16 protein-coding genes are annotated in these 24,884 nt (G+C 67.8%); 7 read left to right on the top strand and 9 right to left on the bottom strand.

All coding sequences use genetic code 11. The annotated features are described in order from the left end of the window. Window positions 1-48: 48 nt before the first annotated feature. Window positions 49-1,719 carry a YdbH domain-containing protein gene (locus ACWPKK_RS06120; RefSeq protein ID WP_452001830.1) on the bottom strand — a complete coding sequence of 557 codons (1,671 nt, stop codon included), beginning with the start codon at window positions 1,717-1,719 and terminating at the stop codon, window positions 49-51. A gap of 187 nt (window positions 1,720-1,906) precedes the next feature. On the opposite strand from ACWPKK_RS06120, the gene ACWPKK_RS06125 reads away from it, so the two are divergent. After that, window positions 1,907-2,476 (top strand): peptidylprolyl isomerase, encoded by a 570-nt coding sequence (locus tag ACWPKK_RS06125; RefSeq protein WP_063634395.1) that lies wholly within the window; start codon window positions 1,907-1,909, stop codon window positions 2,474-2,476. A gap of 105 nt (window positions 2,477-2,581) precedes the next feature. Here ACWPKK_RS06125 and ACWPKK_RS06130 read toward each other — a convergent pair whose 3' ends face one another. Then, a complete protein-coding gene (locus tag ACWPKK_RS06130) occupies window positions 2,582-5,251 on the bottom strand; it encodes a serine/threonine-protein kinase (protein ID WP_452001833.1) in 2,670 nt (889 codons plus the stop codon). A 269-nt stretch (window positions 5,252-5,520) separates the two neighbouring features. Between ACWPKK_RS06130 and ACWPKK_RS06135 the strand changes: the two genes are divergently transcribed. Further along, on the top strand, window positions 5,521-6,417 hold the full coding sequence (locus ACWPKK_RS06135) for an aldose 1-epimerase (protein ID WP_452001836.1): 897 nt from the start codon (window positions 5,521-5,523) through the stop codon (window positions 6,415-6,417). Here ACWPKK_RS06135 and ACWPKK_RS06140 read toward each other — a convergent pair. Next, entirely contained in the window at window positions 6,406-7,320 is a 915-nt protein-coding gene (locus ACWPKK_RS06140) for a LysR substrate-binding domain-containing protein (RefSeq protein WP_452001839.1), read from the bottom strand. The genes ACWPKK_RS06135 and ACWPKK_RS06140 overlap by 12 nt on opposite strands. Window positions 7,321-7,426: 106 nt before the next feature. Between ACWPKK_RS06140 and ACWPKK_RS06145 the strand changes: the two genes are divergently transcribed. After that, window positions 7,427-8,206 carry an SDR family oxidoreductase gene (locus ACWPKK_RS06145; RefSeq protein ID WP_452001842.1) on the top strand — a complete coding sequence of 260 codons (780 nt, stop codon included), beginning with the start codon at window positions 7,427-7,429 and terminating at the stop codon, window positions 8,204-8,206. A gap of 55 nt (window positions 8,207-8,261) precedes the next feature. On the opposite strand, the gene ACWPKK_RS06150 is transcribed toward ACWPKK_RS06145, so the two are convergent. Beyond that, window positions 8,262-9,113, bottom strand: coding sequence for a lysozyme inhibitor LprI family protein (locus ACWPKK_RS06150; RefSeq protein WP_452001845.1), 852 nt, complete (start codon window positions 9,111-9,113; stop codon window positions 8,262-8,264). A 34-nt stretch (window positions 9,114-9,147) separates the two neighbouring features. Continuing rightward, window positions 9,148-10,035: a hypothetical protein gene (locus ACWPKK_RS06155; protein ID WP_452001848.1), complete on the bottom strand. Its 888-nt coding sequence runs from the start codon at window positions 10,033-10,035 to the stop codon at window positions 9,148-9,150. A gap of 291 nt (window positions 10,036-10,326) precedes the next feature. Between ACWPKK_RS06155 and ACWPKK_RS06160 the strand changes: the two genes are divergently transcribed. The 4 genes from ACWPKK_RS06160 to ACWPKK_RS06175 all read left to right on the top strand — a co-directional run bounded on the left by ACWPKK_RS06160 (window position 10,327) and on the right by ACWPKK_RS06175 (window position 19,681). Further along, a complete protein-coding gene (locus ACWPKK_RS06160) occupies window positions 10,327-13,680 on the top strand; it encodes a transglutaminase family protein (RefSeq protein ID WP_452001851.1) in 3,354 nt (1,117 codons plus the stop codon). A 184-nt stretch (window positions 13,681-13,864) separates the two neighbouring features. Next, complete coding sequence (locus tag ACWPKK_RS06165) at window positions 13,865-15,916, top strand: di-heme-cytochrome C peroxidase (RefSeq protein WP_452001854.1); 2,052 nt, start codon at window positions 13,865-13,867, stop codon at window positions 15,914-15,916. A gap of 224 nt (window positions 15,917-16,140) precedes the next feature. After that, window positions 16,141-18,750 (top strand): circularly permuted type 2 ATP-grasp protein, encoded by a 2,610-nt coding sequence (locus ACWPKK_RS06170; RefSeq protein ID WP_452001856.1) that lies wholly within the window; start codon window positions 16,141-16,143, stop codon window positions 18,748-18,750. 4 nt (window positions 18,751-18,754) lie between these two features. Beyond that, on the top strand, window positions 18,755-19,681 hold the full coding sequence (locus ACWPKK_RS06175; RefSeq protein ID WP_452001859.1) for a transglutaminase family protein: 927 nt from the start codon (window positions 18,755-18,757) through the stop codon (window positions 19,679-19,681). Between the two features lie 39 nt (window positions 19,682-19,720). Here ACWPKK_RS06175 and ACWPKK_RS06180 read toward each other — a convergent pair whose 3' ends face one another. The 4 genes from ACWPKK_RS06180 to ACWPKK_RS06195 all read right to left on the bottom strand — a co-directional run bounded on the left by ACWPKK_RS06180 (window position 19,721) and on the right by ACWPKK_RS06195 (window position 24,665). Further along, the gene (locus ACWPKK_RS06180) at window positions 19,721-20,101 is read right to left on the bottom strand and encodes a response regulator (RefSeq protein ID WP_149223555.1); all 381 of its coding nucleotides are present in this window, start codon (window positions 20,099-20,101) and stop codon (window positions 19,721-19,723) included. Next, window positions 20,094-21,665: an ATP-binding protein gene (locus tag ACWPKK_RS06185; RefSeq protein ID WP_452001861.1), complete on the bottom strand. Its 1,572-nt coding sequence runs from the start codon at window positions 21,663-21,665 to the stop codon at window positions 20,094-20,096. Before ACWPKK_RS06185 ends, ACWPKK_RS06180 begins: the two co-directional genes overlap by 8 nt. Before the next feature lie 208 nt (window positions 21,666-21,873). Next, window positions 21,874-23,481: a peptide chain release factor 3 gene (locus tag ACWPKK_RS06190; RefSeq protein ID WP_452001864.1), complete on the bottom strand. Its 1,608-nt coding sequence runs from the start codon at window positions 23,479-23,481 to the stop codon at window positions 21,874-21,876. A 143-nt stretch (window positions 23,482-23,624) separates the two neighbouring features. Then, window positions 23,625-24,665 carry an aspartate-semialdehyde dehydrogenase gene (locus tag ACWPKK_RS06195; RefSeq protein WP_452001867.1) on the bottom strand — a complete coding sequence of 347 codons (1,041 nt, stop codon included), beginning with the start codon at window positions 24,663-24,665 and terminating at the stop codon, window positions 23,625-23,627. Window positions 24,666-24,884: the final 219 nt, after the last annotated feature.

Genomic DNA, 24,884 nt, shown 5'->3' on the forward strand with positions numbered 1-24,884 from the left:
GGGCGGCCATAGGATGGGCAGATGGGAATTTGGTTACCATGGTGGCGATCAGGGGTCCTTCTGGTCGAAGCCGGTCATGCGGTCCCGCAGCGTGTCGGGGATCCGATAGACGTCGAGGTTCTGGCGCAGAATCCGGTCGAGCGCGCCGGACAGCTTAAGGTTAAGCGCAACCGGATAGCCATCGTAGAATGACGGGTTGGCGCCGCGCAGCGACAGGCCGGCGCTGAGTTCGCCGCCGGCCTGCCCGTCGATGGTGATCCGCAGGCTGTCGTATCGGAAGTCGGTCAGCGCACCCATCAGCATGGCGGTGGGGCTTCCCTCCTCCCCCTTCAGCGCGGCGGGCGGGTTGGCGGGATCGTAGCGCAGGGTGCCGGGCGCGGCGGATTCCAGCACGCCGCCGTTCAGCGTCACCGTATCGTCGGCGAAGACCACCGGCAGGGTGCCGGCCAACTTGCCGCTCGCCTCCAGCCCGTCGACGGCGATCAGCTCCAGCAGCTTGGCCGCATCGATTCCGTCGGCATGCAGGGTGACGGTTCCCTTGGGCGCGGCGGGCGCCAGCTTGAACGGATCGGCGCGCAGCGTCCCGCCGGCCCAGCGCCACTCCGCCCGCCCAACGTCCAGCCGCCCATCGCGCCCATAGCCGAACTGCAGGGTGCCGTCGGTCAGCGGAACGCCGACGTCGAGCAGTCCGATGGACAGCTTCTGTCCGGCCGGGATCACCGGGGGCGACAGGCTGGACAGGGCAACCGTCCCCGCCACACCGGCGACGGTCACCGGCCCCGCGACGCCGGCCAGTCCCTTCACCGTCGCCTGCCCCGCCGTGGTCAGGCCCTTGGCGTCCCAGGCGACCGTGGCCTTGCCCGACAGGGTGCCGGACGCCTTCTGAAGAAATGTCGCCGCCAGCGGCGAAATGGCGGCCAATCCCGGCCCGTCCGGAGCCAGTGCGACCGGCTTCGCCACCGCCTCCACCCGGCCGGCGCCGGCGGTCTGGTCATGGCTGCCGGCCAGCGTGACGGACAGCAGGCCCTGTGCATCCTTGGCGCTGCCGGCGATGGACCAAGGCTGCTCCCCCTCCTGGACGGCGCGGATGGTGACGGCAAGCGGCACGACTGGCGCCGGCTTGGCAGTGTTGGTCAGCTTGGCGACGATGGCATCCGCCTGCCGCCCGTTCCCGTCCTGCCCCAGCCGCAGCACCAGCTGGTCGGCCCGCAGGCCGCTGGCCGGCACGTCGAGCCGCGACGCCTGCACCTCCGCAGCAACGGTCATCACCGACGGCGACCAGCGCAGCAGCGGTGCATCCGGCACGGCGCAGACCGTCGCCTCCTGCGGGAAGACCAAAGTCTGGCCGCTGACCGTCAGTTTCTCCACAATAGCCGGCAGGCAGCCGTCGGGGCTGACGGTCAGCGTCCCACCGTCCATCCCCACCCGCAGCGCACCGGACAGCGTGACGCGGCCGGCCATCGGCAATTCCAGCGTCGGGGCCGCGGCCTCCAGTGGTCCGCTGCCGGCGGTGAACTCCAGCCGCAGCCCATCCCAGCCATCGGCGATCCGCAATCCGGTGACGGTGACCTCCGCCCCGGCGAAGCCGGAGTCGCGCAGCAGTTCGGTCGCCAGCCCGCCGATCAGGGCGGGACCGGCCAGGATGGCACCGCCAAGGCCGACGACGCCCAGCGTCACCGCAACCGCCGCCGTTCCCGCTATCGCCCGTCCCAGCCTCACCCGCCGTCCCCTTCCCGCTCCTGCGATCCGAATGGCTTGCCATGTCCTTGGCACGATGAACACCCGGACAAGCGTCCGTCATCCGTGACTTTTGGCGGATCGCCACCCCCCGCCAGCGCGGCTTTGCATTCCCCCGCTTTTCCCCTATGGTCCGGGGCGCGGATTTCGGCTCATCGGAGTGTTTCGCATGAAGCGGTGGACCCGCGCGTTGCTGGCGGCCTTGTTCGCCACAATCTTCACTGTCTCGTTCTTTACAGTCTCGCAAGGGGAGGCGAAGGCCTTGGATCCGGAAAACACCATTTACCTCGACCTCAAGGACGGTCGCGTGGTGATCGAACTGCGGCCCGACCTGGCGCCGAACCACGTCGCCCGCATCAAGGAACTGACCCGCCAGGGCTTCTACGACGGCGTCGTCTTCCACCGCGTCATCGACGGCTTCATGGCCCAGACCGGCGACCCGACCGGCACCGGCATGGGCGGCTCCGGCAAGAAGCTGAAGGCCGAGTTCTCCAGCGCCCCGCACATCCGCGGCACCCTGTCGATGGCCCGCGCCCAGGATCCGGACAGCGCCGACAGCCAGTTCTTCATCTGCTTCGCGCCCTCCAACTTCCTGGATCGCCAGTACACGGTCTGGGGCCGTGTGGTCGAGGGCATGGAGTTCGTGGACATGATCAAGAAGGGCAGCCAGTCCCGCAACGGTCAGGTCACCGATCCGGACAAGATCATCAAGATGCAGGTCGCTGCCGACGCCAAGTAACGGCATCGCTCCAGCGGACCAGGAAAGGGGGACCGGTGCGCCGGTCCCCTTTTTCATGCCCAGGTCAAGCCATTGTCAGTCACGTCACTGTCAGTCACGTCACCGTCAGCCGCCGGCCAACGCCGCGGTCATCGCGCGCAGCAGATCCTTCATCGACTGCGGCCGATCCTGCCAGCGCATCGCCAGCCCGGACATCAGCACCTTCTCGAAACCCGGCGGCAACGCCACCCCGAGTTCGGACGGTCTCGGCACCTTGTCGTTCATGAAGCGGGCGGTGGCGTCCGGCGGGGTGCGGCCGGTCAGCGCCAGATAGATCGTGGCGCACAGCGCATACACGTCCGACCAGGCGCCCTGACGCCCTTCGTTCGAATATTGCTCCGGCGGGGCATAGCCCGGCTTCAGGATGACCGTCATCCCGGCCCCCGGGCGGGCCGTCTGCCGGGCCGCGCCGAAATCCAGCAACTTGCGGTCGCCGCCGTTGGTCAGGAAGATGTTGTCCGGGCTGACGTCTCGGTGGATCAGCCCTTGCTCGTGAATGGCCTGCAGCGCCTTGGCGATGGGCGTCACCACCGACAGCGTCCGCCTCACGTCGATCCGGCCGCCGCAATCGGCCAGATACTTCTTCATGGTGCGGCCTTCCAGCAGCTCCATCACCAGATAGGCGGTGCCGTTCTCTTCGAAGAAGTCCTGGACGCCGACGATCTCGCGCACATCGCGCAGGCGGGCCAGCGTCCTCGCCTCCTCCAGGAATTTGGTGAGGCCGGCGGCGAACGTCTCCGCATGCTCGTCGGAGAAGGGGGAGACGGCGCCGCCGTTGGGAAGCCGCGCGATCAGGTTGGCGGGGTAATATTCCTTGATCGCCACCTTCACCCGCAGCCGGTCGTCCCAGCCCAGGTAGGTCGCGCCGAACCCGCCCTGCCCCAGCACCCGCCCGGCGCGGTAACGGCCATGCAGAAGCGTGCCGGGCGCCAGATGCACCCCCGGCCGGTTGTCCGACTTCGCCGGGAATCCGCAGCCGGTGCAGGGAGCGCTCGGTCCGCGGGCCGATCCGCGGGCCGAGTAGCAGCTCGGGCAGAGCTCTTCCGTGGCCGTCACCGGGGTCGTGGCAGCCGGCGCGCCAACCAGAACCGTATCCGCCGGCGCCCGGCCTGCGGCAGGCATGGCGGCAATGGCGGCGGCCGGATTGCAGACGGTATCGGCGCTGCGCGGACCCGGCTGATGCGGACCCGGCACCGGCATCGCCACCGGCGGCGGAGCGGGCGCGGTGGCCATCTGGCGCAGACGGTCGAGCAGATGCAGCAGCCGGCGCACCTCGGCCTGGGCGACGTCGCTGTCGGGTTGGGCGATCTCGGCCTGGAACTGCGGCTGGCGGACGATTTCCAGGATGTGCTGCCGCACCAGCGGCAGGGCGCCGTCCTCGCGGATCAGTCCGGAGCAGGCGACCTCCGCCAGCCGGATGGTGCGGCGGCGCAGCACCGGCTCCACCTGCTTCAGCCGGGCGGCAAGCTGTCCGGTCTTCACATACTCGTCGACGGAGCGTTCGGCACGGGCGGCGATCCGCTCGCACGCATCGGCCGGCAGCGGGGCGGAGCGGACGGCCGCCAGCGCGCGGGCGAAGTCGCGCTCCAGCAGCGCCGTGTCCGGCGTCTGCACCAGCATGTTCTCGATCAGCAGCTCATTGCCGACCGCGGCGTCCAGCGAGGCGAGGATTTCGTCCGCATGGCGCTCCCCGGCGGGAGTGGCGGCGACGCGGGTGAGATAGTGGATTCGGCAGATCAGATCCGGCTGCCCTTCGCTGAGGCCGATGATGGAGCGGCGATAGGCGCTCGCCCCGCCCTGCTCCAGCCGGCGCGAATAGCGCACGGTCAACGCATCGGCCATCGCCGCCCCGCCGATCAGCCCGTCGCGGGTCAGCAGATGCGCGGTCAGCGTCTTCAGCAATTCCGCCTCCTGGTCGAAGGCGCCGCGGCCCAGCGGCTGGGGCGCCTTCAACTGCCGGCGGATGCGGTCCAGCACGGCGGCCTTCGCCATCGGCAGCTTGCCCTGCCGGAACAGGGCGTTCAGCACGCCGATGCGATTCGGCCCCATGGCCTCCATGCCGATCCGGCCGAACAGCATGTCGCACAGGGTGGACAGCAGGGTTCCGGGCAGCAGGTTGGCACCGAACAGTTCCGCTCCCGCGGCGGCGGAGGCCAGAATATCGCCGATCACCCCGTCGACTGCGGCGGCCAGCCGTTCGTCCCGGTCCCACTGGTGCAGTTCCAGCAGCCGGTCCAGCTTGGCGCCCCAGCTCTTGATCTCGACGAGTTCCAGGGCGACCGCCACCCGCAGGTCGTATTCAGCGTCGCCGGTCGGCGTAGCGGTTCCCTGGGACAGCAGCCAGTCCACCGGCCGGCGCCCGCGCGGCATGGCGGCAAAAGCGGCCTGTGCGGTGCGCGCCCTGGCCCAGCTTTCGTCCACCGCACTGCGGATGGCCTGACGGCGCCTCAGCTGCTCCTGCCCCGGTGCACGGGCCTGCACGGCGGCGACCCTGGTGATGGCGGACTCCACCAGTGCCCCCTGGTCCAGGCAGGATTTCAGCGGCTTGGCGAGATGGATCAGTTCGGTGGTCGTCAGGCACAGCGGGTCCAGGTACGGACGCAGCACGACGCCGATCACCATCCGCGCAGGCAGCGCATGGTAATCCGCCAGGGCGCCGCACAGTTCCACCTCGTCGAGCGAGCCCGTGGCGGCCTGCGGTGGCAGCATCGCGCGGCTGAGCGGTGAACTGGACACTCCCGACCTTTCCTGCAGATGCCCCCCGGAGCCTGAGGACACGAAGCGATCTGCAACAACGGGGTGTTCCCCGCGTTGACATCCGCGGCTGCACGCACCCCGGTTTGCGCCCCATCGTCGCCGGTGGAGGGTAAAGGAGGGGTGTACGATACCCACATTTTTCGTCAAACACATAGAAACTGTGTCAGCGTTGCGCCACCGGCGGCGGCCGTTCCTTTCGGTCTTCGCATGTGCGATAAAAATCGGGACGCTGACGATGGGAGAAGCGCATGATCCGGACCAGCACCATCATCGCGTTGCGGCACGGAGCCATGACGCTCACCGCGACTCCGCATATCGGCGGTTCGTTGGCGAGTTGGAGCCTGTCGACCTCCGATGGTCCGGTCGATCTGTTCCGCCCCGCCCCGGACCGCGCGCTGGCCGGCAGCTTCGCCCCGGATATGGCATGTTTCCCGCTGGTCCCCTTTTCCAACCGCATCGGCGGCGGCCGGTTCGTCTTCCAGGGGCGGGAGGTCGTGCTCGCCACCGATCCAGGATCGCCGCACCGGATCCACGGCCATGGTTGGTCAACCCCCTGGACCGTGGAGGCCTTGGCCGACGACGCGCTCCGCATGGGCTTCAGCCACCGCGCCGACGACTGGCCCTGGAGCTACCGCGCGACGCAGACCGTGGCGCTCGACGGCGAGGGGCTGACCGTCACCCTCGACCTGATCAACGAGTCCGGCAGCGACATGCCGGCCGGGCTGGGGCTGCATCCCTATTTCGCCAAGTCGTCAGGCAGCATCGTCACCGCCGATGTCCGGGCCGTCTGGGACAATGACGACACCATCCTGCCGTCCCGCCGCCGCCCCCTGCCGGCCGCCTGGGACTTTCGCCACGGCGTGGTCATGGACCATGCAGTACTGGACAACGGCTTCACGGGATGGTCGGGCACCGCAACGCTGGACCGTCCGCGGGAACGGCTGCGCCTGACCATGCTCGCCGACGGGCCGGTCGGCCATCTGATCGTCTATGCCCCGCCCGGCGAGCCCTATCTGTGCCTGGAGCCGGTCACCCACATGACCGACGCGCTGAACCGCCCGCAGGAGGCGGATGCCGGCGTCATCGCCCTGCCGGCGGGAGAGCGGCTGTCGATGACGGTGCGTTTCCTCGTATCAAGAAGCTAGGGAACCTCCGTTTGCACCGAGTTCGCGGGCCAAGCCGATGAAGGCCCTGAAAGCGGCGGAGGGATTACGCCGTCCGGAATAGTAGAGGCAGAGCCCGGAACGCGGCGGTGTCCAGTCGTCGAGCACGCGAACGAGACGACCCTCCTCAATGTCGGCCCGCACGTCCGCTTCCATGAAGAAGCCCAATCCAACGCCGTTTAGGGCAGCGATCCGTGCCAAGCTCGCTTCGTCCAAGGTGATCGGGCCGTCCACATCGATCCGTGCCGATTGCCCGTCCTTCTCGAACTGCCACCGAAAAAGGGCTCCGTTCGGCAGGCGGACACGGATGCACGAATGATTGAGGAGGTCGGGCGGAACCCGCGGCCTGCCACGCTTCGCGAAATATGCCGGCGATCCAACCACGGCATATCGCTGCGGACGACCCAATGAAATCGCGATCATGTCGCTGGGAACGAGGTCGGCCACCCGTACTCCGAGATCGAAGCCCTCGGCGACGATATCCACCAGTCGCCCTTCGGTGACAAGGTCGACATGTACCTGCGGATAGCGGCGCAGGAACTCCAGCACCAGAGGCAAGAGGATCTCGCGCGCTGCCGTGGCGAAGGCATTGATGCGCAGCGTGCCTGACGGAGTTGTCTGCTGCGACCGCACGGCTTCCAGGGCACCGTGAACATCCTGCAACGCCGGACCGACCTGCTCGACAAACACCCGTCCGGCATCGGTGAGCGATACGCTCCGCGTCGTTCGATTGAACAGACGGACACCGAGCCCAGCTTCGAGTTTTCCGACGGCGTTGCTGAGCGCGGTCGTCGACATACCCAGGTCGAGCGCCGCGGCGCGAAACGAACCCCTTCGCGCGATGGCGATGACCGCATCCAGGTCGTTCAGGTCAGCCCGGTGCATTGTCCCGCTTCTCGATATTCCACATCCTATTTTATCCTGATTATCGGAACACGCGTCCAGGCTTACCTTTGCGGGACAGAACAATCCCAATCAGGAAGAGCAATCCATGACCCCGTTCATCAGTCTCGAAGGAAAGCGAACGCTCATCACCTCAGGCACGCGCGGCGCGGGTGCGGCCACCGTCGCGCTGTTTCGCGAGCTCGGCGCTCGTGTGCTGACCGCCGCCCGGTCCCGGCCGGACACGCCGGACAAGGAGATGTTCGTCTCCGCCGACCTGACGACCCCGGAGGGGTGCGCCGCGCTCGCCGCAGCGGTGCGCGAACGCCTGGGAGGAGTCGACGTCATCGTTCACATGCTGGGTGGCTCCTCCGCTCCGGCAGGCGGATTCGCGGCGCTGAGCGAAGCGGAATGGCGCAAGGAGCTTGATCTCAATCTGATGCCCGCCATCCGACTCGACCGCGAACTTGTACCGGCGATGGTGGCGCAGGGTCATGGAGTGGTCATCCACGTGACCTCCATCCAGCGCGCGCTGCCGTTGCCGGAGTCGACGACGGCCTATGCCGCTGCGAAGGCTGCACTCTCGACCTACAGCAAGAGCCTCTCAAAGGAAGTCTCGCCCAAGGGCGTGCGTGTGGTGCGCGTTTCGCCCGGCTGGATCGAAACCGAGGCGTCGGTCCGGTTTGCCGAGCGGCTCGCGAAGGACGCCGGCACCGATTATGAAGGCGGCAAGCGGATCATCATGGACTCGCTCGGCGGCATCCCTATCGGCAGGCCTTCCAAGCCGGAAGATGTCGCCGACCTGATCGCTTTTCTCGCTTCCGATCGTGCCGGCACCATAACCGGCACCGAATACGTCATCGACGGCGGTACCATTCCCACCGTGTGAACGGCAAGTCAGCCGGGGTTGCCGGCACGAGCGTTTCCGCTCGTACCGACACACGTCAACGGCAGCGGACGAATTCCGCAGCGAAAGTGGCGGGCGCGCCCATGCGCAGGATCAGACGGTCGAAACGCGCCGAATCGGCTGGCAGCAGACGCAGGGTGGCCAGCGGCGCGGGTGCCGCCTCCGCCGCCCCTTCGGCGGGCTGCAGGGGCTGCACAGACACCTCCTGTACCGGGTCGCCCTCGGCCGGCAGGCGGCCGGTCAGCGGAAACTGGGGCACCCGCGCATCGACGGCGGTCAGGGTCCGGTCGGCGCCGATCTCCAGATAGGACGTGCGGCAATCGTCGATGGCGGTGCGGTCGTTCGGATCGGCCTTGGCCCAGCGCCCGGACAGAGCCGCCAGCGTCGCCTTGCGGTTGATCGGCGGGACCGTCGCCTGCGGCGCCACGAACCGCGGCGCAGCCGCTCCGGTGACGGCAAGAGGCAGATCGGCGACGGGGCGCGACCGCGCCTGACGTTCAGCCTCCAGCGCCGCGGTACGCTGGCGGGTGACGCGCAGCAGGCAATCGGTGCGGGACTTGGCCGCCTTGGCATCGGCAAGGTCGGCGGCGGTCACCGGACAGGCATCGTTGCGTCGCGCCCGCCAGACGGTCTGGCCGGCCTCGATCGCCGCCCGTCCGGTGGCGTCGGTGGTTGCGCCCAGCGCCGCCAGCGCCACCTCCATCGCCTCGCCCGCCGCCACCAATCCGGCGTCGCGGCACAGCAACTGCGCCGACGGCGTCTCCGCCACATCGCAGGTCGCCGCCGCGGCATCCGGGGCGGGCGTTTCAGCCAGGGCCGGAGCCGCCGCCAGAACCGCGAGCATGGAGCCGGCGGCCAGAAGACCGCTCACCAGGGACAGCACAGGCATGGCAGGAAACCTTGGGTAATGATGAAGCAGGACGTCACGAAGCAGGGAAGGCTTCCAGCACGGCCTTGACCTGACGCTGGAAATCCTGGTCGGTGCGATAGCGCGTCACGACCGACTTGTCACGCTCCACGAAAAACAGCATGTCGTCGCGGCTGGGCAGCGCGCGCGGGTTCGGCTTCTCCAACAGCTCGCCGTTCCAATCGATCCGCGCCATGAAATAGACAGCGCGGGCGAACAGCATGAACAGCTTGTTGTCCGGCGCCAGCTTCTCCCGCCTCAGCAACGCGAAGTAATAATAGTTCCGGCCATGAAAGTAGTTCGTATGAATCGCCTGCAGCGCGGCGAACCGTTCGTCCGGGCTTTTGACCTTCTTGATCTGCTTTTCCAGCTTGAAGCCCGCGAAGAAGTATTCCCGCGCCTCATGCTCGAAGGAAAATGCGCTGCCTTTCATCATGGCCATCTGCTCGCCATACCGCTTCATTGCGCGGGTCATCAGCAGTTCGATGAAATGCCGTTCCGCCGCCAGACTGTCGGGGATGTTCGGCAGCAACTCGAACACATGGCGCAGGTGATACGGATGGCGCACGACGACGACCGGGACCGACAGCTTCTTCCGCTTCACCGGCGCCCGCTTTTCCGCCACCAGCGTCACGGCGGGCGACAGCGAGGCCATGGTCGCCTGGATGGTGTCGTACAGCTTCCAGCGCAGCCGGGTTTCCGCCGATTGGCTGCCCAGGTTCATCCGGGCGAGGAAGCGCTTCACCCGGCTGCCGAACGTCTCCTTGGGCAGCTTGTGCGTCGGCAGGTTGGGCACGACCAGCGGGTTGCCCAGTATGTCCGCCGGCGGAGGCAGCGGCTTGAAATTGAAGTATTTCCCGGTGACGACGCCCCGTCCGGCGCCGCCGTTGCCTGCGTCGCCCATGCCACCTGCCCCACGGTTGCCGCCCAATATCGAAGAAGCCGCCACCGACACCATCCAGACGCGAGACCCCGCCGCAGCGATACCCCATTCGCTCAAGATATAAAGGGTAACGCGAACGGAAGAAAGCCGCAGCGCACGTCATCGGCAACTTCGTGACTTTTTCGCAACTGCGGTAGGATCGGGGCCGGGCCGCCCTGTCGGGCCGGATTTATCGGTGTTACCGTTGCAACGGCGACCCCGGACCAAACCGCGGCGCGAACATCATCGAACAGGCATGAGGCGGGGTTTTCCATGGCGATCCACGTCGCGCTGAATCACAAGACGATCTATCGCTACGACCGGCCGGTGTCCCTTGGGCCGCAGATCATACGCCTGCGCCCGGCGCCCCATTGCCGGACGCCGATCCTCAGCTATTCGCTGAAGGTCACGCCGAAGCAGCATTTCCTGAACTGGCAGCAGGACCCGCAGTCCAACTTCCAGGCGCGCTTCGTGTTCCCGGAAAAGACGCGCGAGTTCATCGTCGAGGTCGATCTGGTCGCCGAAATCGCCGCGATCAATCCGTTCGATTTCTTCCTGGAGGAGAAGGCGAGCCACATTCCCTTCACCTACGAAGACTGGCTGCAGCGCGAGCTGCGCCCCTATCTGGAGACGGAGGAGCCGGGGCCGGAACTGGCCGCCTACCTCAAGAACATCCCGCGGGACAAGACGCCGACCATCAATTTCCTGGTCGCGGTGAACCAGCAGCTTCAGCAGGACATCGGCTACGTCATCCGGATGGAGCCGGGCATCCAGACCTGCGCGGAGACGCTGACCAAGCGCACCGGGTCCTGCCGCGATTCGGCCTGGCTGCTGGTGCAGATCCTGCGCAACCTCGGCCTCGCCGCCCGGTTCGTCTCCGGATACCTGATCCAGCTGACCGCCGACCAGAAGGCGCTGGACGGTCCGTCCGGTCCGGAAAGCGACTTCACCGACCTGCATGCCTGGACCGAGGTGTTCCTGCCCGGCGCCGGCTGGGTCGGGCTGGACCCCACCTCCGGCCTGCTGGCGGGCGAGGGGCACATCCCGCTGGCCTGCACGCCCGACGCCTCTTCCGCCGCCCCCATCTCGGGCCTCGTCGACGAGGCGGAGGTGGAGTTCGGCCACGAGATGTCGGTCACCCGCATCTACGAGGCGCCGCGCGTCACCAAGCCCTACACCCCGCAGCAATGGGCGTCGATCGAGGCGCTGGGCCACCGGGTGGACGAGGATCTGAAGGCCGAGGACGTCCGCCTGACCATGGGCGGCGAGCCGACCTTCGTCTCCATCGACGACATGGACGGCGCGGAATGGAACACCACCGCGCTTGGTCCGCAGAAGCGGAAGATGGCAGCCGACCTGATCCACCGGCTGATGGCCCGCTTCGCCCCCGGCGGGCTGCTGCATTTCGGCCAGGGCAAATGGTATCCCGGCGAATCGCTGCCGCGCTGGGCGATGACGCTCTACTGGCGCCGCGACGGCGAGGCGCTGTGGGCCAACAGCGACCTGCTGGCGCGCGAGGACACCGATTACGGCCACACCGCCCAGGATGCCGGCGTGTTCCTGATGGCGCTGGCAAAAAGGCTGGGCCTCGACCCGAACCTCGTGCTCGGCGCCTATGAGGACCCCTGGCACTACCTGCGCAAGGAATCGCAGCTTCCGATCAACGTCGATCCGCTGAACAGCAGGCTCGACGACAAGGAAGAGCGCGAGCGGCTGACCCGCGTCTTCACCCGCGGTCTGGCGGAGCCGGTGGGCTTCGTCATGCCGATCAACCGCCGCATGACCCAACAGGGGCCGGTCTGGCTGTCCAGCACATGGCCGCTGCGCCAAGAGAAGCTGCTGCTGATCCCCGGCGACAGCCCGGTCGGCTACCGCCTTCCGCTGGGTTCCCTGCCCTGGGTGTCGAAGTCCGACTATCCCTATGCCTGGGAAACCGATCCCTTCGAGGATCGCGGCCCGCTGCCCCCGCATCCGGTCCAGCGCCGGCAGGAGATCCGCGGTGCCGTCCAGGAATCCGACCGCGGTGTCCACACCGACAAGCGGATCGCCCAGCGCCAGCGCATCATGGCGGAGATCCGCGACGAACTGCCCGAACAGGGCAAGTCGGCCTGGTGGGTGGTGCGCACCGCCCTGAGCTGCGAGGCGCGCAACGGGCGCCTGCACCTGTTCATGCCGCCGATGAGCACGCTGGAAGATTATCTGGCGATGCTGGCGGAGATCGAGGCGACGGCGGTCGAGCTTGAGATGCCGGTGGTCATCGAAGGCTACCAGCCGCCGAAGGACCCGCGCCTGAACTCCATGGCCGTCACCCCCGACCCCGGCGTGATCGAGGTGAACATCCACCCGGCCCACAACTGGGACGATCTGGTGCGCAACACCATCGCCCTGTACGAGGATGCGCGCCAAAGCCGCCTGGGGGCGGAAAAGTTCATGATCGACGGGCGCCATTGCGGCACCGGCGGCGGCAACCATGTCGTGATGGGCGGCGCCACCGCGGCCGACAGCCCCTTCCTGCGCCGGCCCGACCTGCTGCGCAGCCTCATCACCTACTGGCAGAACCACCCTGCCCTGTCCTACGTCTTCTCCGGCCTGTTCATCGGCCCGACCAGTCAGGCCCCGCGCGTCGACGAGGCGCGCGACGATCAGCTCTATGAGCTGGAGATCGCCTTCAACCAGATCGACCAGGCGGCGGCGAGCGGAAATTGCCCGCCCTGGCTGGTCGACCGGGTGCTGCGCAACTTGCTGGTCGACGTGCAGGGCAACACCCACCGGGCGGAGTTCTGCATCGACAAGCTCTACTCGCCGGACAGTTCCACTGGCCGCCTCGGCCTTGTCGAGTTCCGCGCCTTCGAGATGCCGCCGCATGCGGAGATGAGCCTGACCCAGCAGCTTCTGATGCGGGCGCTGGTCGCGCGCTTCTGGAAGCACCCCTACAAGGGCCGGCTGGTGCGCTGGGGCACCGACCTGCACGACCGCTTCATGCTGCCGCACTTCGTCCAGCAGGACATGGCCGACGTGCTGCAGGACCTGCGCGATCACGGCTATCCGCTGGAGGACAGCTGGTTCGCGCCGCACTTCAACTTCCGCTTCCCGGTCTACGGTCATGTCAGCCAGCGCGGCATCACCATGGAGTTGCGCATGGCGCTGGAACCCTGGCACGTCCTGGGCGAGGAGCCGGGCGGCGGCGGCACGGTGCGCTATGTCGACAGTTCGGTGGAGCGGGTGCAGGTGCGTGTCACCGGCCTGATCGACGCCCGCCACGTCATCACCTGCAACGGCCGGCGCGTTCCGCTGATCCCGACCGGGGTGGAGGGCGAGTTCGTCGGCGGCGTGCGCTATCGCGCGTGGCAGCCGCCATCCTGCCTGCATCCGACGATTCCCGTCCACACCCCGCTGATCTTCGACATCCTCGACAGCTGGGCCGGCCGGTCGATCGGCGGCTGCACCTATCACGTCATGCATCCGGGCGGCCGCAACTACGAGACCTTCCCGGTCAACGCCAACGAGGCGGAGGGGCGGCGACTGGCCCGCTTCTTCCCCTTCGGCCACACCCCCGGCCCGATGGACGCCCCGGCGGAGGAGCGGAATCCGCAATTCCCGATGACGCTGGATCTGCGGCGGGGGTAAGTCTCCTACCCCATCCCATGCAACCGTTCCCCTCCTCCGCGGTGAGAGGGAACGGTTGCATGACCATCGCGACATCAACTTTTCAGCGTCATAACGCGATAGCATTTCGCGCGCATATGTTATCGGTATTACCCTCTTCGGTCGAAGGCCCATGCGCCAAGCCACCGATAAGGGAACAATGGGGATGAAGACTCCCGTTTACGCGACCCTGGCCGCCACCGCGCTGCTGCTCGCCTCCTGCGCCGAGCCGCCCAAGCCGCCCCGCCCCGTGCCCGTCAAGCCGCCGAGCGAGGTCAACGGCCTGTGGTACCTGGACCAGGGCTGGTCTCAGGAAGCCCGCCAGTGGTACTACACCACCACCCAGGGCTCGCAGATCATGCGCTATGACTGGTTCATGGCGCTGGAGGATCCGCAGACCAAGCAGCCCTTCGTCAAGAGCATCACCCGCTACGGCTATCCCGCCAACACGTCCGCCGACTGGAACCCCGATCTGCTGCCGGTCGGCTTCGTCAAGGACGTCGATCCCGACAAGACCGAATGGTTCGGCATGACCTGCGCCGCCTGCCACACCGGCGACGTGACGGTGAACGGCAAGACCATGCGCATCGACGGCGCGGTCACCACCGGCGACCTCTATGGCTTCATCAGCGGGCTGAGCAACGCGGTCCACACCACCGTGACCAGCGACGCCGCCTTCCAGCCCTTCGCCACGCGCGTGCTGGGCGCCAACGCCACCGACCAGCAGAAGCTGGCGCTGTACAACGCGCTGAAGGATTTCGACCGCTCCTTCGCCGAGTTCGTCGCGGCCAGCACCCCCGACACGCCCTGGGGGCCGATGCGCACCGACGCCTTCGGCATGATCTTCAACCGCGTGTCGGCGATCGACCTGAACCTGCCGAAGAACAACCGCGCGCCCAATGCCCCGGTCAGCTATCCCTACCTGTGGGATGCGCCGCACCAGCCGCGGGTGCAGTGGAACGGCCTGCTGCCGAACGCCACCGCCTTCGACGCGCTGGGCCGCAATGCCGGCGAGGTGCTGGGCGTGTTCGGCAAGGTGACGCTGAAGCCGCCGGCCGACGCCGCCCATTACTATTACAAGTCCACGGTCCGCGGCCGCAATCTGATCGACATGGAAAACCAGCTGCGCAAGCTGCGCTCGCCGGTGTGGCCGGACAGCCTCGCCGGCAACGTCGACATCGTGAAGGCCGCGGCCGGCGAGTCGATCTACAAGGAAAACTGCGAGAGCTGCCACGCCATCCTGCCGCGCGGCGAGACCTATACCACGGCCCCCATCCAGATGGTGCCGCTGTTCAACTGGGCGCAGCCGGACAATGCCAAGGCGGTGATCGCCGCGTTCGGCACCATCTGCACCAAGGGCGTCGATGCCGCCGTCGCCGCCAAGATGATCACCGTCAACTACGCCGCCGATCCGAGGATGGCGGTCGATGCGCTATGCCGTCAGGTCGACACCGGCGCCATCGCCAACGTCGCCATGCCGCCGCAACTCCTCGGTGGCAAGCCGCTGAAGAATCCGGACCTCGCCGCCAACCTGCTGTCCAACGCGGTGATCGGCGCCATCCTCGGCGATCTGGTGCGCGAACCGGGCCTGCTGCTCGACCTGATGAAGGGCGACGATGCCCCGGCGCCGTGGCTGACCGCCGCCGCTCCCGCCGGCTGGTCGCCGGAATCGCAGGCGAAGGGCGGCACGCTCGACACCACGCCCTTCGTGAAGCCGGGCGCCAAGCAGACGGCCGACCACCAGAAGGTGATCGCCGCCCTGACCGGCCGCGGCCAGACCAAGCCGACCGTTGGCGCGGTTCCGGCCGGCGGCAGCGCGGCGAAGGCGCAGGCGAAGGCCGCCGCCGCTCCGTCGGCAGCCGCCACGTCCGGCAGCGCCACCTCCGACGAGGAAGCGCTGGCCGGCACCATCAAGCAGCTGCTGGCCTACAAGGCCCGCCCGCTGGACGGCGTGTGGGCGACGGCGCCCTACATGCACAACGGATCGGTCCCCAGCCTGTATGAGATGCTGTTGCCAGCGTCCCAACGGTCGGCGACCTTCCGCATGGGCAGCACCTCCATCGACCCGGTCAAGGTCGGCGTGGATTCCTCGGCGGCGGGCGCCAGCTTCGTCTATGACACGGCGAAGCCCGGCAACCGCAACACCGGCCACGAGTTCGGCGCCGGCCTGACCGACGCGCAGCGCTGGCAGCTGCTGGAATACCTGAAGACGCTCTGACCCCCGGCGGCTTTCCGCAACATCCGGCAAGCCGGAGCGTCGCTTCACGCGGCGCTCCGGCTTTTCTTTTTCGGAAAGGGGCTGTCCGATCGACCCGCCCACAGATGGATCGTTGCGAACTCTTTTCCGCTTTCGGATTGGTTCGCCGGCCGCCAGCCTTGCATCGCAGCACGCGGACGTTCAGACTGTTGCTCCGTTCATAGGCAAAAAGCATCAGTCAGACCTTGTCCCAGCCCGATCAGCCTTTCCGCGCGCCGGCGTCCGTGGTCCCGTCGGGGATGCCGCCGGTTCCCTTCACACAGGGATCGCTGTTCGGCGAGGCTGATGCCATCGGCTATGGCTCCGGCCAAGTCTATGACGAGATGGTGACCGGCCAGGGCCGGCTGCGGCCGCACTGGCAGACCTTCATGAGCACGCTGGGGCCGCTCGACGCCGTACAGATGGCCGAACGGTGGGAAGAGGCGCGGCGGCTGCTGCACCAGAACGGCGTCACCTACAACATCTACGGCGATCCCAACGGGATGGAACGCCCTTGGCCGCTCGACATGATGCCGCTTCTGCTGCCGGCGCATGAATGGAAGGCTGTCGAATCGGGGCTGATCCAGCGCGCCTCGCTGCTGAACGCCATCCTGACCGACCTCTACGGGCCGCAGACCCTGACCCGCTACGGCCGGCTGCCGCCGTCGGTGATCCATGCCGACCCCGGATTCCGCCGCGCCGTCCACGGCATCCGCGTGCCCAACGACGTCCACCTGCATTTCTACGCCGTCGACCTCGCCCGCGCGCCGGACGGGCGCTGGTGGGTGCTGTCCGACCGCACCCAGGCACCGAGCGGCAGCGGCTATGCGCTGGAAAACCGTGCGGTGATCGCCAAGGTGCTGCCCGACAGCTTCCGCCATTGCCAGGTGGAACGGCTGACCGGCTTCTTCGACACCTTCAAGGAAACGCTGCTGTCGCTCGCCCCCAGGGGCAACGGCGCCCGCGGCCTGCCGCGCGTGGTCCTGCTGACCCCGGGTCCCTACAACGAGACCTATTTCGAACATGTCTATCTCGCCCGTTACCTCGGCCTGACGCTGGTGGAAGGCGCGGATCTGACGGTGCGCGACCGGACCGTGTACCTGAAGACCCTGTCCGGGCTGGAGCAGGTGGACGTGATCCTGCGCCGGCTCGACGCCGACTTCGCCGACCCGCTGGAACTGCGCGCCGACAGTTCGCTGGGCGTGGCCGGGCTGATCGAGGCGGTGCGCGCCGGCAACGTGGTGATGGCGAACGCGCTGGGCTCCGGCCTGATGGAATCGATGGCCATGAAGTCGTCGCTGCCGACGCTGTGCCGCCATCTGCTGGGCGAGGAGCTGCGGCTACCCGGCGTCGCCAGCTGGTGGTGCGGCAACGACGCGGAGCGCGCCTACGTCATCGACCATCTCGACGGGCTGGTGGTCAAGCCAGCCTTCCCCTCGCTGTCCTTCGAGCCGATCTTCGGCGCCCAATTGTCGGCCGCCGAACGGTCGGCCCTGATCGAGCGGATCAAGCGCCGCCCCTGGTATTTCGTGGCGCAGGAACAGATGGCGCTGTCCACCGCCCCGGTCTGGCAGGATGGCCGGCTGCAACCGCGCCCGCTGGTCCTGCGCGTCTTCCTCTGCGCCACCCCCAGCGGCGGCTATGCCGTCATGCCCGGCGGGCTGACCCGCGTGTCCAGCGAATCCGGCCGGCTGGTGGTGTCGATGCAGAGCGGCGGCGGCAGCAAGGACACCTGGATCCTGGCGCCGCGGCGCGCCGACGTCGCCTCCACCCAGCCGCGCCCGGCCCCGGCGACGGAGCCGACGGCCAGCGGCGCCCGGCCGTCCGCCAACGACCTGCCCAGCCGCGTCGCCGACGGCCTCTACTGGCTCGGCCGCTATGCGGAACGTGCGGAGGGGGCGTTGCGCCTGCTGCGCGCGACGCAGAGCCGGCTGATCGACAGCAACATGCCCGGCGCCACCCTGCAGCTCCGCCCTCTGCTCGACCTGCTCTGCTCTCTCGGGATGATCCCGGCCGACATGGCGCAGGTGACAGAAAGCGGAGCCAACCGTGGCCTGCGCGAGGCGCTGCACGCGGCGGTGAACGACCCGGACCATCCCAACAGCCTGCGCGCCCAGGTTCTGCGCCTGCACCGCACCGCCTATTCCGTGCGCGACCGCCTGTCGATGGACATGTGGCGGGTGGTGTCGGCCATCGACCGCCAGACCCTGCCGCCGAAGGGACGGATGGACGCGGCATCCCTCCTGCTGCGGCTCGACGACGTGATGATCACGCTGGCCGCCTTCTCCGGCCTGGAACAGGAGAGCATGACCCGCGGCGCCGGCTGGCGCTTCCTCGACATCGGGCGGCGCATCGAACGGTCGTTGCACATGATCGCGCTGATGCGCGGCGTCCATGTCGCCGACCTGGACCGCCTGGACGAGCCGATGCAGGCGGCCACCCTGGCGGTCCTGCTGGAACTGGGCGAGAGCGTGATGACCTACCGCGCCCGCCACCTGACCAGCGTCCAGCGCAGTTCCGTGCTCGACCTGCTGCTGGGGGAGGAGGCTAATCCCCGCGCGCTGGCCTTCCAGCTGGCGGCACTGGACCGGCACTTGCGGGCGCTGCCCAGCCAGGGCGTCGGAACCGGCACCGATCCGACCGGCGGTGCGCTGGCCATCGTCGCGGCCGCGCGCAACGGGCTGGAGCGGACCGACGCACTGGCCTCCGGCGATGCGTTGCGGGCGCTGCTGGACACGCTGGCGATGTCGCTGCCGGACGTGTCGAATTTCCTGGCGCATGCCTATTTCAGCCATGCCTTCGCACGATCGGCCTGACCCGATGACCCCTCCCACTCCGCTTCCCGGCAGCAGCGGTTCCGCCACCCGCTACCGCGTGCGCCACGCCACCGCCTACGACTATGGCGAGGATGTGCCGATCTCCCACCATCTGCTGCACCTGACCGCCCGGCCGCACCCGCGCCAGCGCATCCGGCGCAGTCTGCTGACCATCGATCCGGTCCCGGCGGTGCGATCGGACCGGGTGGATTACTTCGGGAACACCGTCACCTATGTCGCCGTGCAGGAGCCGCACCGGACCTTCTCGGTCATCGCGGAAAGCGAGGTCGAGGTGTTCGAGCCGCCGGCATCGGCGCCCGACGACTCAGCCCCGTGGGAGCATGTGCGCGACAGCTTGCGTGGCCTGTCCGGCCCGGATGACGGCGCGGAGATCACGCAATACTGCTTCGACAGCGCTCTGGTCGCCTCCAGCCCGGAGCTGCTGGACTATGCGCGGGGCAGCTACATCCCCGGCCGTCCGGCGGTCGCGGCGGCCATCGACCTGATGAACCGCATCAATCGGGAGTTCGCCTTCGACCCCGCCGCGACGACGGTTGCCACGCCGCTGGCGGCGGTGATGCGCAACCGCCGCGGCGTCTGTCAGGATTTCGCCCATATCGCCGTCGGCTGTGTCCGTGCCATGGGCCTGCCGGCCCGCTATGTGTCGGGATATCTGCGCACCCTGCCCCCGCCGGGCCGGCCGCGGCTGGTGGGTGCGGACGTCAGCCATGCCTGGGCATCGGTCTGGTGCGGGGCCGCCGCCGGCTGGCTGGACATCTGCCCGACCAACGCCTGCGTCGCCAACCGCGACTTCATCACCATCGCCTGGGGCCGCGATTACGACGATGTCAGCCCGGCCCGCGGCGTTCTGGTCGGCGGAGCCGGCCACGGCCTGACCGTCAGCGTCGACGTCGAACCGCTGGAAGACTGAGCCGCGCCGCCAGTCGCCGCCTATTGCCGCCGTCCTGCCTCAAGCCTCCAGCGGCAGGCCGAGCATGCGGTGCAGCGTTTCGCAGATGATGCGCGGGTTAACCGGCTTGCTGAGAATCTCCAGCGGCTTCCAGCGCTCATGCTTCAGGTCGCTGTCCTCCGTCAGATAGCCGGTCATCACCACCACCGGCAATGCAGCATCCCGATCGCGGATTTCGCGGATCAGGGTCTGGCCGTCCATGCGCGGCATGCGCAGGTCGGTCACCAGCGCATGCACCTGCTCACGGCCGTAGCGTTCCAGCGCCTCCGCCCCATTGGCGGCGACGGTTACGCGGAAGCCCTTGAGCGACAGGAAATCCTCCAGCGCCATCGCCGCGAGGACTTCGTCCTCCGCGATCAGGATGTGCAACGGATCAGGCATGCGACAGCTCCCTGTCGGAGGAGGATACCGGCTGGCTGGGCAAGGTTATGATAAACCGGACGCCACGGCGCCCTCCCTCCAGATCGACGTTGCGGGCATCGATGCGGCCGCCCATGCCGTCGATGATGCCGTAGCCGATCGACAGGCCGAGTCCAGACCCCTTGCCGACCTCCTTGGTCGTGAAGAAGGGGTCGAAGATCTGGGGCAGAACCGAAGGGTCGATGCCGCCGCCGTCGTCGGTCACCTGTATGGCGACGTTTTGACCATCGGGGTCGTCGCTGACCGCCACCATGATGCGTCCCGCCTCCCGGCCCGTTGCACGAAGCGCGATGATAGCATCGCGCGCGTTCGAGAAAAGGTTGAGAATCACCTGCTCCAATTCAAGTGGGCGCCCGGTCACCGGGAGTTGCGCCGATGTGGCACTCTCTATGATCTCGATGTCCTCCAACGCATACTGGTGGCGCACCATCTCCACCGCGGTCTGGACGCAGTGGGCGGGGGTGAAGGCCCGCATGCCGCCGCCGTCCCGACGGCCGAAGGTGCGGACATGGTCGATCAGCTTGGCCATGCGGTCGGTCTGCTCGATCACCAGGGTCAGCGACCGTTCGGCCCGCTGGGGCTCCAGCAGATTGTCGCGCAGGCGGGTCAGCATGTTCTCCGTCCACAGACGGATGACGTTCAGCGGCTGGCTCATCTCATGCGCCATGCCCGCGGCCAGCGTGCCCAAGGTCGCCAGCTTGGAGGTCTGGACCACCTCCGCCTGCAGGCGCTTGCGCTCGGTCACGTCGCGGCCGCTGCCCAGGATCTGGACGACACGGCCAGCGGCGTCCTTCACCGGAACCAGCATGGTGTGGAAGACGCGCTGACCGACCGGCAGGTCCAGGGTCTCTTCGTAGTCGATGCTCTCGCCGCCATCCCGGCAGGCCACGTAGCGGGAGATGACCGAAGCCGCGGCCTCCGGCGCCAGCGCGTCGCGGACGCGGCGGTCGCGCAGCCGCTCCGGATCCAGGCCGGTGGCCCGTGCCAGCGCCGGGTTGATCGCCTCATAGGCGAAATCGCCGTCGGGCAAGACCTGGACGATGAACAGCGACTCGGCCAGATTGTTGAAGAAGCTGGAATAGCGCATCTCCATCTGGCGGCGGATGGCGATCTCCTGCTCCAGCGCCCGGTTGGTCGCCTCCAGCTGCTTGGGGCTCGGCAGGGTGAGAAGGCGCGGCATCAGCCACCACAACGCCGCCGCGGTCCCCAGCGACGCCAGGGCGGTGACCGCCTTGACCAGCCCCTCCAGCACGTAATCGGGATTCCAGAGGGTCCATACCATCAGGAAATGGGTGCTCCCGCAGGCGATGATGAACAGGGCGAACAAGATCGCCATCCAGCCGAATTCGACGTCACGCCGACGCATGACGAAATAGGTCAGCGCCACCGGGATGGAGAAATAGGACAGGCCGATCAGCACGTCCGAAGCGACATGCAGCGCCAGAATGTCGGGCCGCCACAGCAGGCAGACGCCATGCGGCACCAGGCCGCTGGTGTCCAGGAGTTCGTCTAATCCCAACGCCATGACCGCCTCATTTCCGACCCTGTCCGTCCGACGGAGGCCATTGATTACGTGTCGAAACTGTTAAGCGCACTTGCACACGTTCCGACACCGGACCGACGTCGTCAAGCGGTCCGTCCAGCTGGGAAGTCCGGTACGTATTTCAGTGGGTAAAAGGGAGCCCGCCCCAGGGTTCAGCCAGGGGCGGGCGACAGGAAGAGCGTGCTGTCCGTCAGGCCGCGGTATGGACCTTGCGGTTCTGTTCGCGCGTCTTCAGGAACCGCAGCGCCGGGAAATCCTCCTGCGCACGGTTCAGGTGCCAGGCGTTGCGGGCCAGGAACACCAGGGCGCCGTCATGATCCTCCGCCAGCGCCGAGCGGTTCAGCTCGATAAACTTCTCCAACTGGGCCTTGTCGTCGGTCTCGACCCAGCGGGCGGCGTCCAGACCGGCCCCTTCGAAGCGGGCGGCGATGCCGTATTCCGCCTCGATGCGCGAGGCCAGCACCTCGAACTGCAGCTGGCCGACGACACCGACAACCCAGTCGGCGCCGGTCAGCGGCTTGAACACCTGGGAGGCGCCCTCTTCGGCGAAATGCTCCAGCGCCTTGCGCAGGTGCTTCACCCGCATCGGATCGTCCGGGCGGACGCGCTGCAGCAGTTCCGGCGCGAAGCTTGGCACGCCGGTGAAGCGCAGATCCTCGCCCTCCGTCAGCGTATCGCCGATGCGAAGGCTGCCGTGGTTGGGGATGCCCATGATGTCGCCCGGCCACGCCTCTTCCGCCACCTCGCGGTCGCGGGCCAGGAACAGCACGGCGTTGTTCACCGCCATCAGCTTGCCGGAGCGGATGTGCTTCAGCTTGGCGCCACGCTTGTAGCGGCCGGAGCAGAGGCGGACGAAGGCGATGCGGTCGCGGTGGTTCGGGTCCATGTTGGCCTGGACCTTGAACACGAAGCCGGTGACCTTCTCCTCGTCCGGCTGGACGGTGCGCGGATCGGCCGGCTGCGGACGCGGCGGCGGGGCGTTCTCCGCCAGACCGGACAGCAGCTCCCGCACGCCGAAATTGTTGATTGCGGAGCCGAAATAGATCGGCGTCAGATGGCCGGCGCGATAGGCATCCAGGTCGAAGGCCGGCATCAGGCCGCGCGCCATCTCAACCTCCTCGCGGAGCTTGGCGACGGCGTGGGCGGGCAGCAGCTCGTCCAGACGGGGATCGTCCAGGCCGTTGCACTCGATGCCCTCGTCGATCTCGTCGCCCTTGCTGCGGTCCATCAGGATCAGCCGGTCGCGGATGAGGTCGTAGCAGCCGAGAAAGTCGCGGCCCATGCCGATCGGCCAGCTGGCCGGCGTGACCTCCAGCGCCAGCGCGCTCTCGATCTCCGAAATCAGGTCGAAGGGATCGCGCGCCTCGCGGTCCATCTTGTTGCAGAAGGTCATGATCGGCACGTCGCGCAGACGGCAGACCTCGAACAGCTTCAGCGTCTGCGCCTCGATGCCCTTGGCGCCGTCGATCACCATCACCGCGCTGTCGACCGCGGTCAGCGTGCGGTAGGTGTCCTCCGAGAAGTCCTCGTGGCCCGGCGTGTCGAGCAGGTTGAAGGTCCGCCCGTCGAAATCGAAGGTCATGACGGAGGCGGTCACCGAGATGCCGCGCTCGCGCTCCACCTTCATCCAGTCCGACTTGGCGCGCCGCTGCTCGCCGCGCGCCTTGACGGCGCCGGCCATCTGGATGGCGCCGCCGAACAGCAGCAGCTTTTCCGTGAGCGTGGTCTTACCGGCGTCGGGGTGCGCGATGATGGCGAAGGTCCGACGGCGGGAGACGGCGTCCTGAAGTTCGGACATGCGCGGGTCCCGTGACAAGAGAAGGTGATCGTGAGAACGGCGAAAGGGCCGACAGGCGAAACACGCCCATCGGCCCCCGTCGCATTACATAGCAGTGCCGGCCCTTGGATTCCAGATCCTTGGGTCCCGCCTTGCCCCGGACCTCAGAGAGCCAGCTCTGCGATCTGCACCGCGTTCAGGGCGGCGCCCTTCAGCAGCTGGTCGCCGCAGACGAACAGGTCGAGGCCATGGTCGCCGAACACCAAGTTGCTGCGGATGCGGCCGACCTCGACGTCGTACTGGCCGGTGGCGTTCAGCGGCATCGGATAGGCGCCGGCGGCCGGATCATCCACCACCTTCACACCGGCGGCATCGGCCAGGACGGCGCGGGCGGCGTCCGGCGTGACCGGCTGGATCGTCTCCAGCGTGATGGCTTCGGAGTGGGCGCGGTAGGTCGGGATGCGGACGGCGGTGCAGCTGACCAGCAGGTCCGGGACCTCCATGATCTTCCGCGTCTCCCACGTCACCTTCATCTCTTCCTTCGTGTAGCCGTTCTCCTGGAAGGCGTCGATCTGGGGGATCAGGTTGAAGGGGATCGGGTGGCGGAACACGCTGTTGGTGACGGGCTTGCCGTCCAGCTGGTTGCGCGTCTGCTCCTCCAGCTCGGCCATGCCCTCGGCGCCGGCGCCGCTGGTGGCCTGATAGGTGGAGACGATGGCGCGCTTGATGCCGAAGGCCTTGTGCAGCGGTCCGAGCGCCACGACGGCGATGGCGGTCGTGCAGTTCGGGTTGGCGATCAGGCGGGAGCCGTTCGCATACGCCTCGCGGAAGACGTGGGCGTTGATTTCCGGAACGATGAGCGGGATGTCGGCGTCGTAGCGGAAGGCGGAGCTGTTGTCGATCACCAGCGCGCCGGCCGAAGCCAGATCCTTGGCATGCGCCTTGGCGAAGTCGCCTGAAACGGCCAGCAGGACAACGTCATAACCCTTCACCACTGCGGCGTCGAAGGCCTTCAGGGTCAGGGCGCCGTAGGGGGTCTCCTGCACCTTGCCGGCGGAGCGTTCGGAGGCGAACAGGCCGAGTTCGGCGACCGGGAAGTTGCGGTCGTGCAGGACCTTGACCATCTCGCGGCCGACGGCGCCGGTGGCGCCGACCACGGCGACGCGGAGGGACTTGGAGGAAGCGGAGGCGTTGTTGCTGCTCATGTCGGGGTTCCGTCCTGTCTATCGCACTGTTGATCGGACCGGCCTATCGGTCGTTCGGACAGCGGACCCCGGATACGACGAGGCCCCGTCCGTTGTCCGGCGGGGCCTGCCTCGTGGAAGAAACGCTGGTCGATCCGATCAGCACACACCACGACGCTGCCCGCCGAAGCGAGTCGCTTTTTTGGTCGTAGTGGTGGTGATGGCCGTGCGGTTCATGGT

The organism is Azospirillum largimobile, assembly GCF_977007025.2.

Excerpts from the sequence above, each read along its gene's own strand:
- ACWPKK_RS06125 (WP_063634395.1), top strand. The coding sequence starts at position 1,907 with ATGAAGCGGTGGACCCGCGCGTTGCTGGCGGCCTTGTTCGCCACAATC.
- ACWPKK_RS06135 (WP_452001836.1), top strand. The coding sequence starts at position 5,521 with ATGATCCGGACCAGCACCATCATCGCGTTGCGGCACGGAGCCATGACG.
- ACWPKK_RS06140 (WP_452001839.1), bottom strand. The coding sequence starts at position 7,320 with ATGCACCGGGCTGACCTGAACGACCTGGATGCGGTCATCGCCATCGCG.
- ACWPKK_RS06145 (WP_452001842.1), top strand. The coding sequence starts at position 7,427 with ATGACCCCGTTCATCAGTCTCGAAGGAAAGCGAACGCTCATCACCTCA.
- ACWPKK_RS06150 (WP_452001845.1), bottom strand. The coding sequence starts at position 9,113 with ATGCCTGTGCTGTCCCTGGTGAGCGGTCTTCTGGCCGCCGGCTCCATG.
- ACWPKK_RS06155 (WP_452001848.1), bottom strand. The coding sequence starts at position 10,035 with ATGGGCGACGCAGGCAACGGCGGCGCCGGACGGGGCGTCGTCACCGGG.
- ACWPKK_RS06160 (WP_452001851.1), top strand. The coding sequence starts at position 10,327 with ATGGCGATCCACGTCGCGCTGAATCACAAGACGATCTATCGCTACGAC.
- ACWPKK_RS06165 (WP_452001854.1), top strand. The coding sequence starts at position 13,865 with ATGAAGACTCCCGTTTACGCGACCCTGGCCGCCACCGCGCTGCTGCTC.
- ACWPKK_RS06175 (WP_452001859.1), top strand. The coding sequence starts at position 18,755 with ATGACCCCTCCCACTCCGCTTCCCGGCAGCAGCGGTTCCGCCACCCGC.
- ACWPKK_RS06180 (WP_149223555.1), bottom strand. The coding sequence starts at position 20,101 with ATGCCTGATCCGTTGCACATCCTGATCGCGGAGGACGAAGTCCTCGCG.
- ACWPKK_RS06185 (WP_452001861.1), bottom strand. The coding sequence starts at position 21,665 with ATGGCGTTGGGATTAGACGAACTCCTGGACACCAGCGGCCTGGTGCCG.
- ACWPKK_RS06190 (WP_452001864.1), bottom strand. The coding sequence starts at position 23,481 with ATGTCCGAACTTCAGGACGCCGTCTCCCGCCGTCGGACCTTCGCCATC.
- ACWPKK_RS06195 (WP_452001867.1), bottom strand. The coding sequence starts at position 24,665 with ATGAGCAGCAACAACGCCTCCGCTTCCTCCAAGTCCCTCCGCGTCGCC.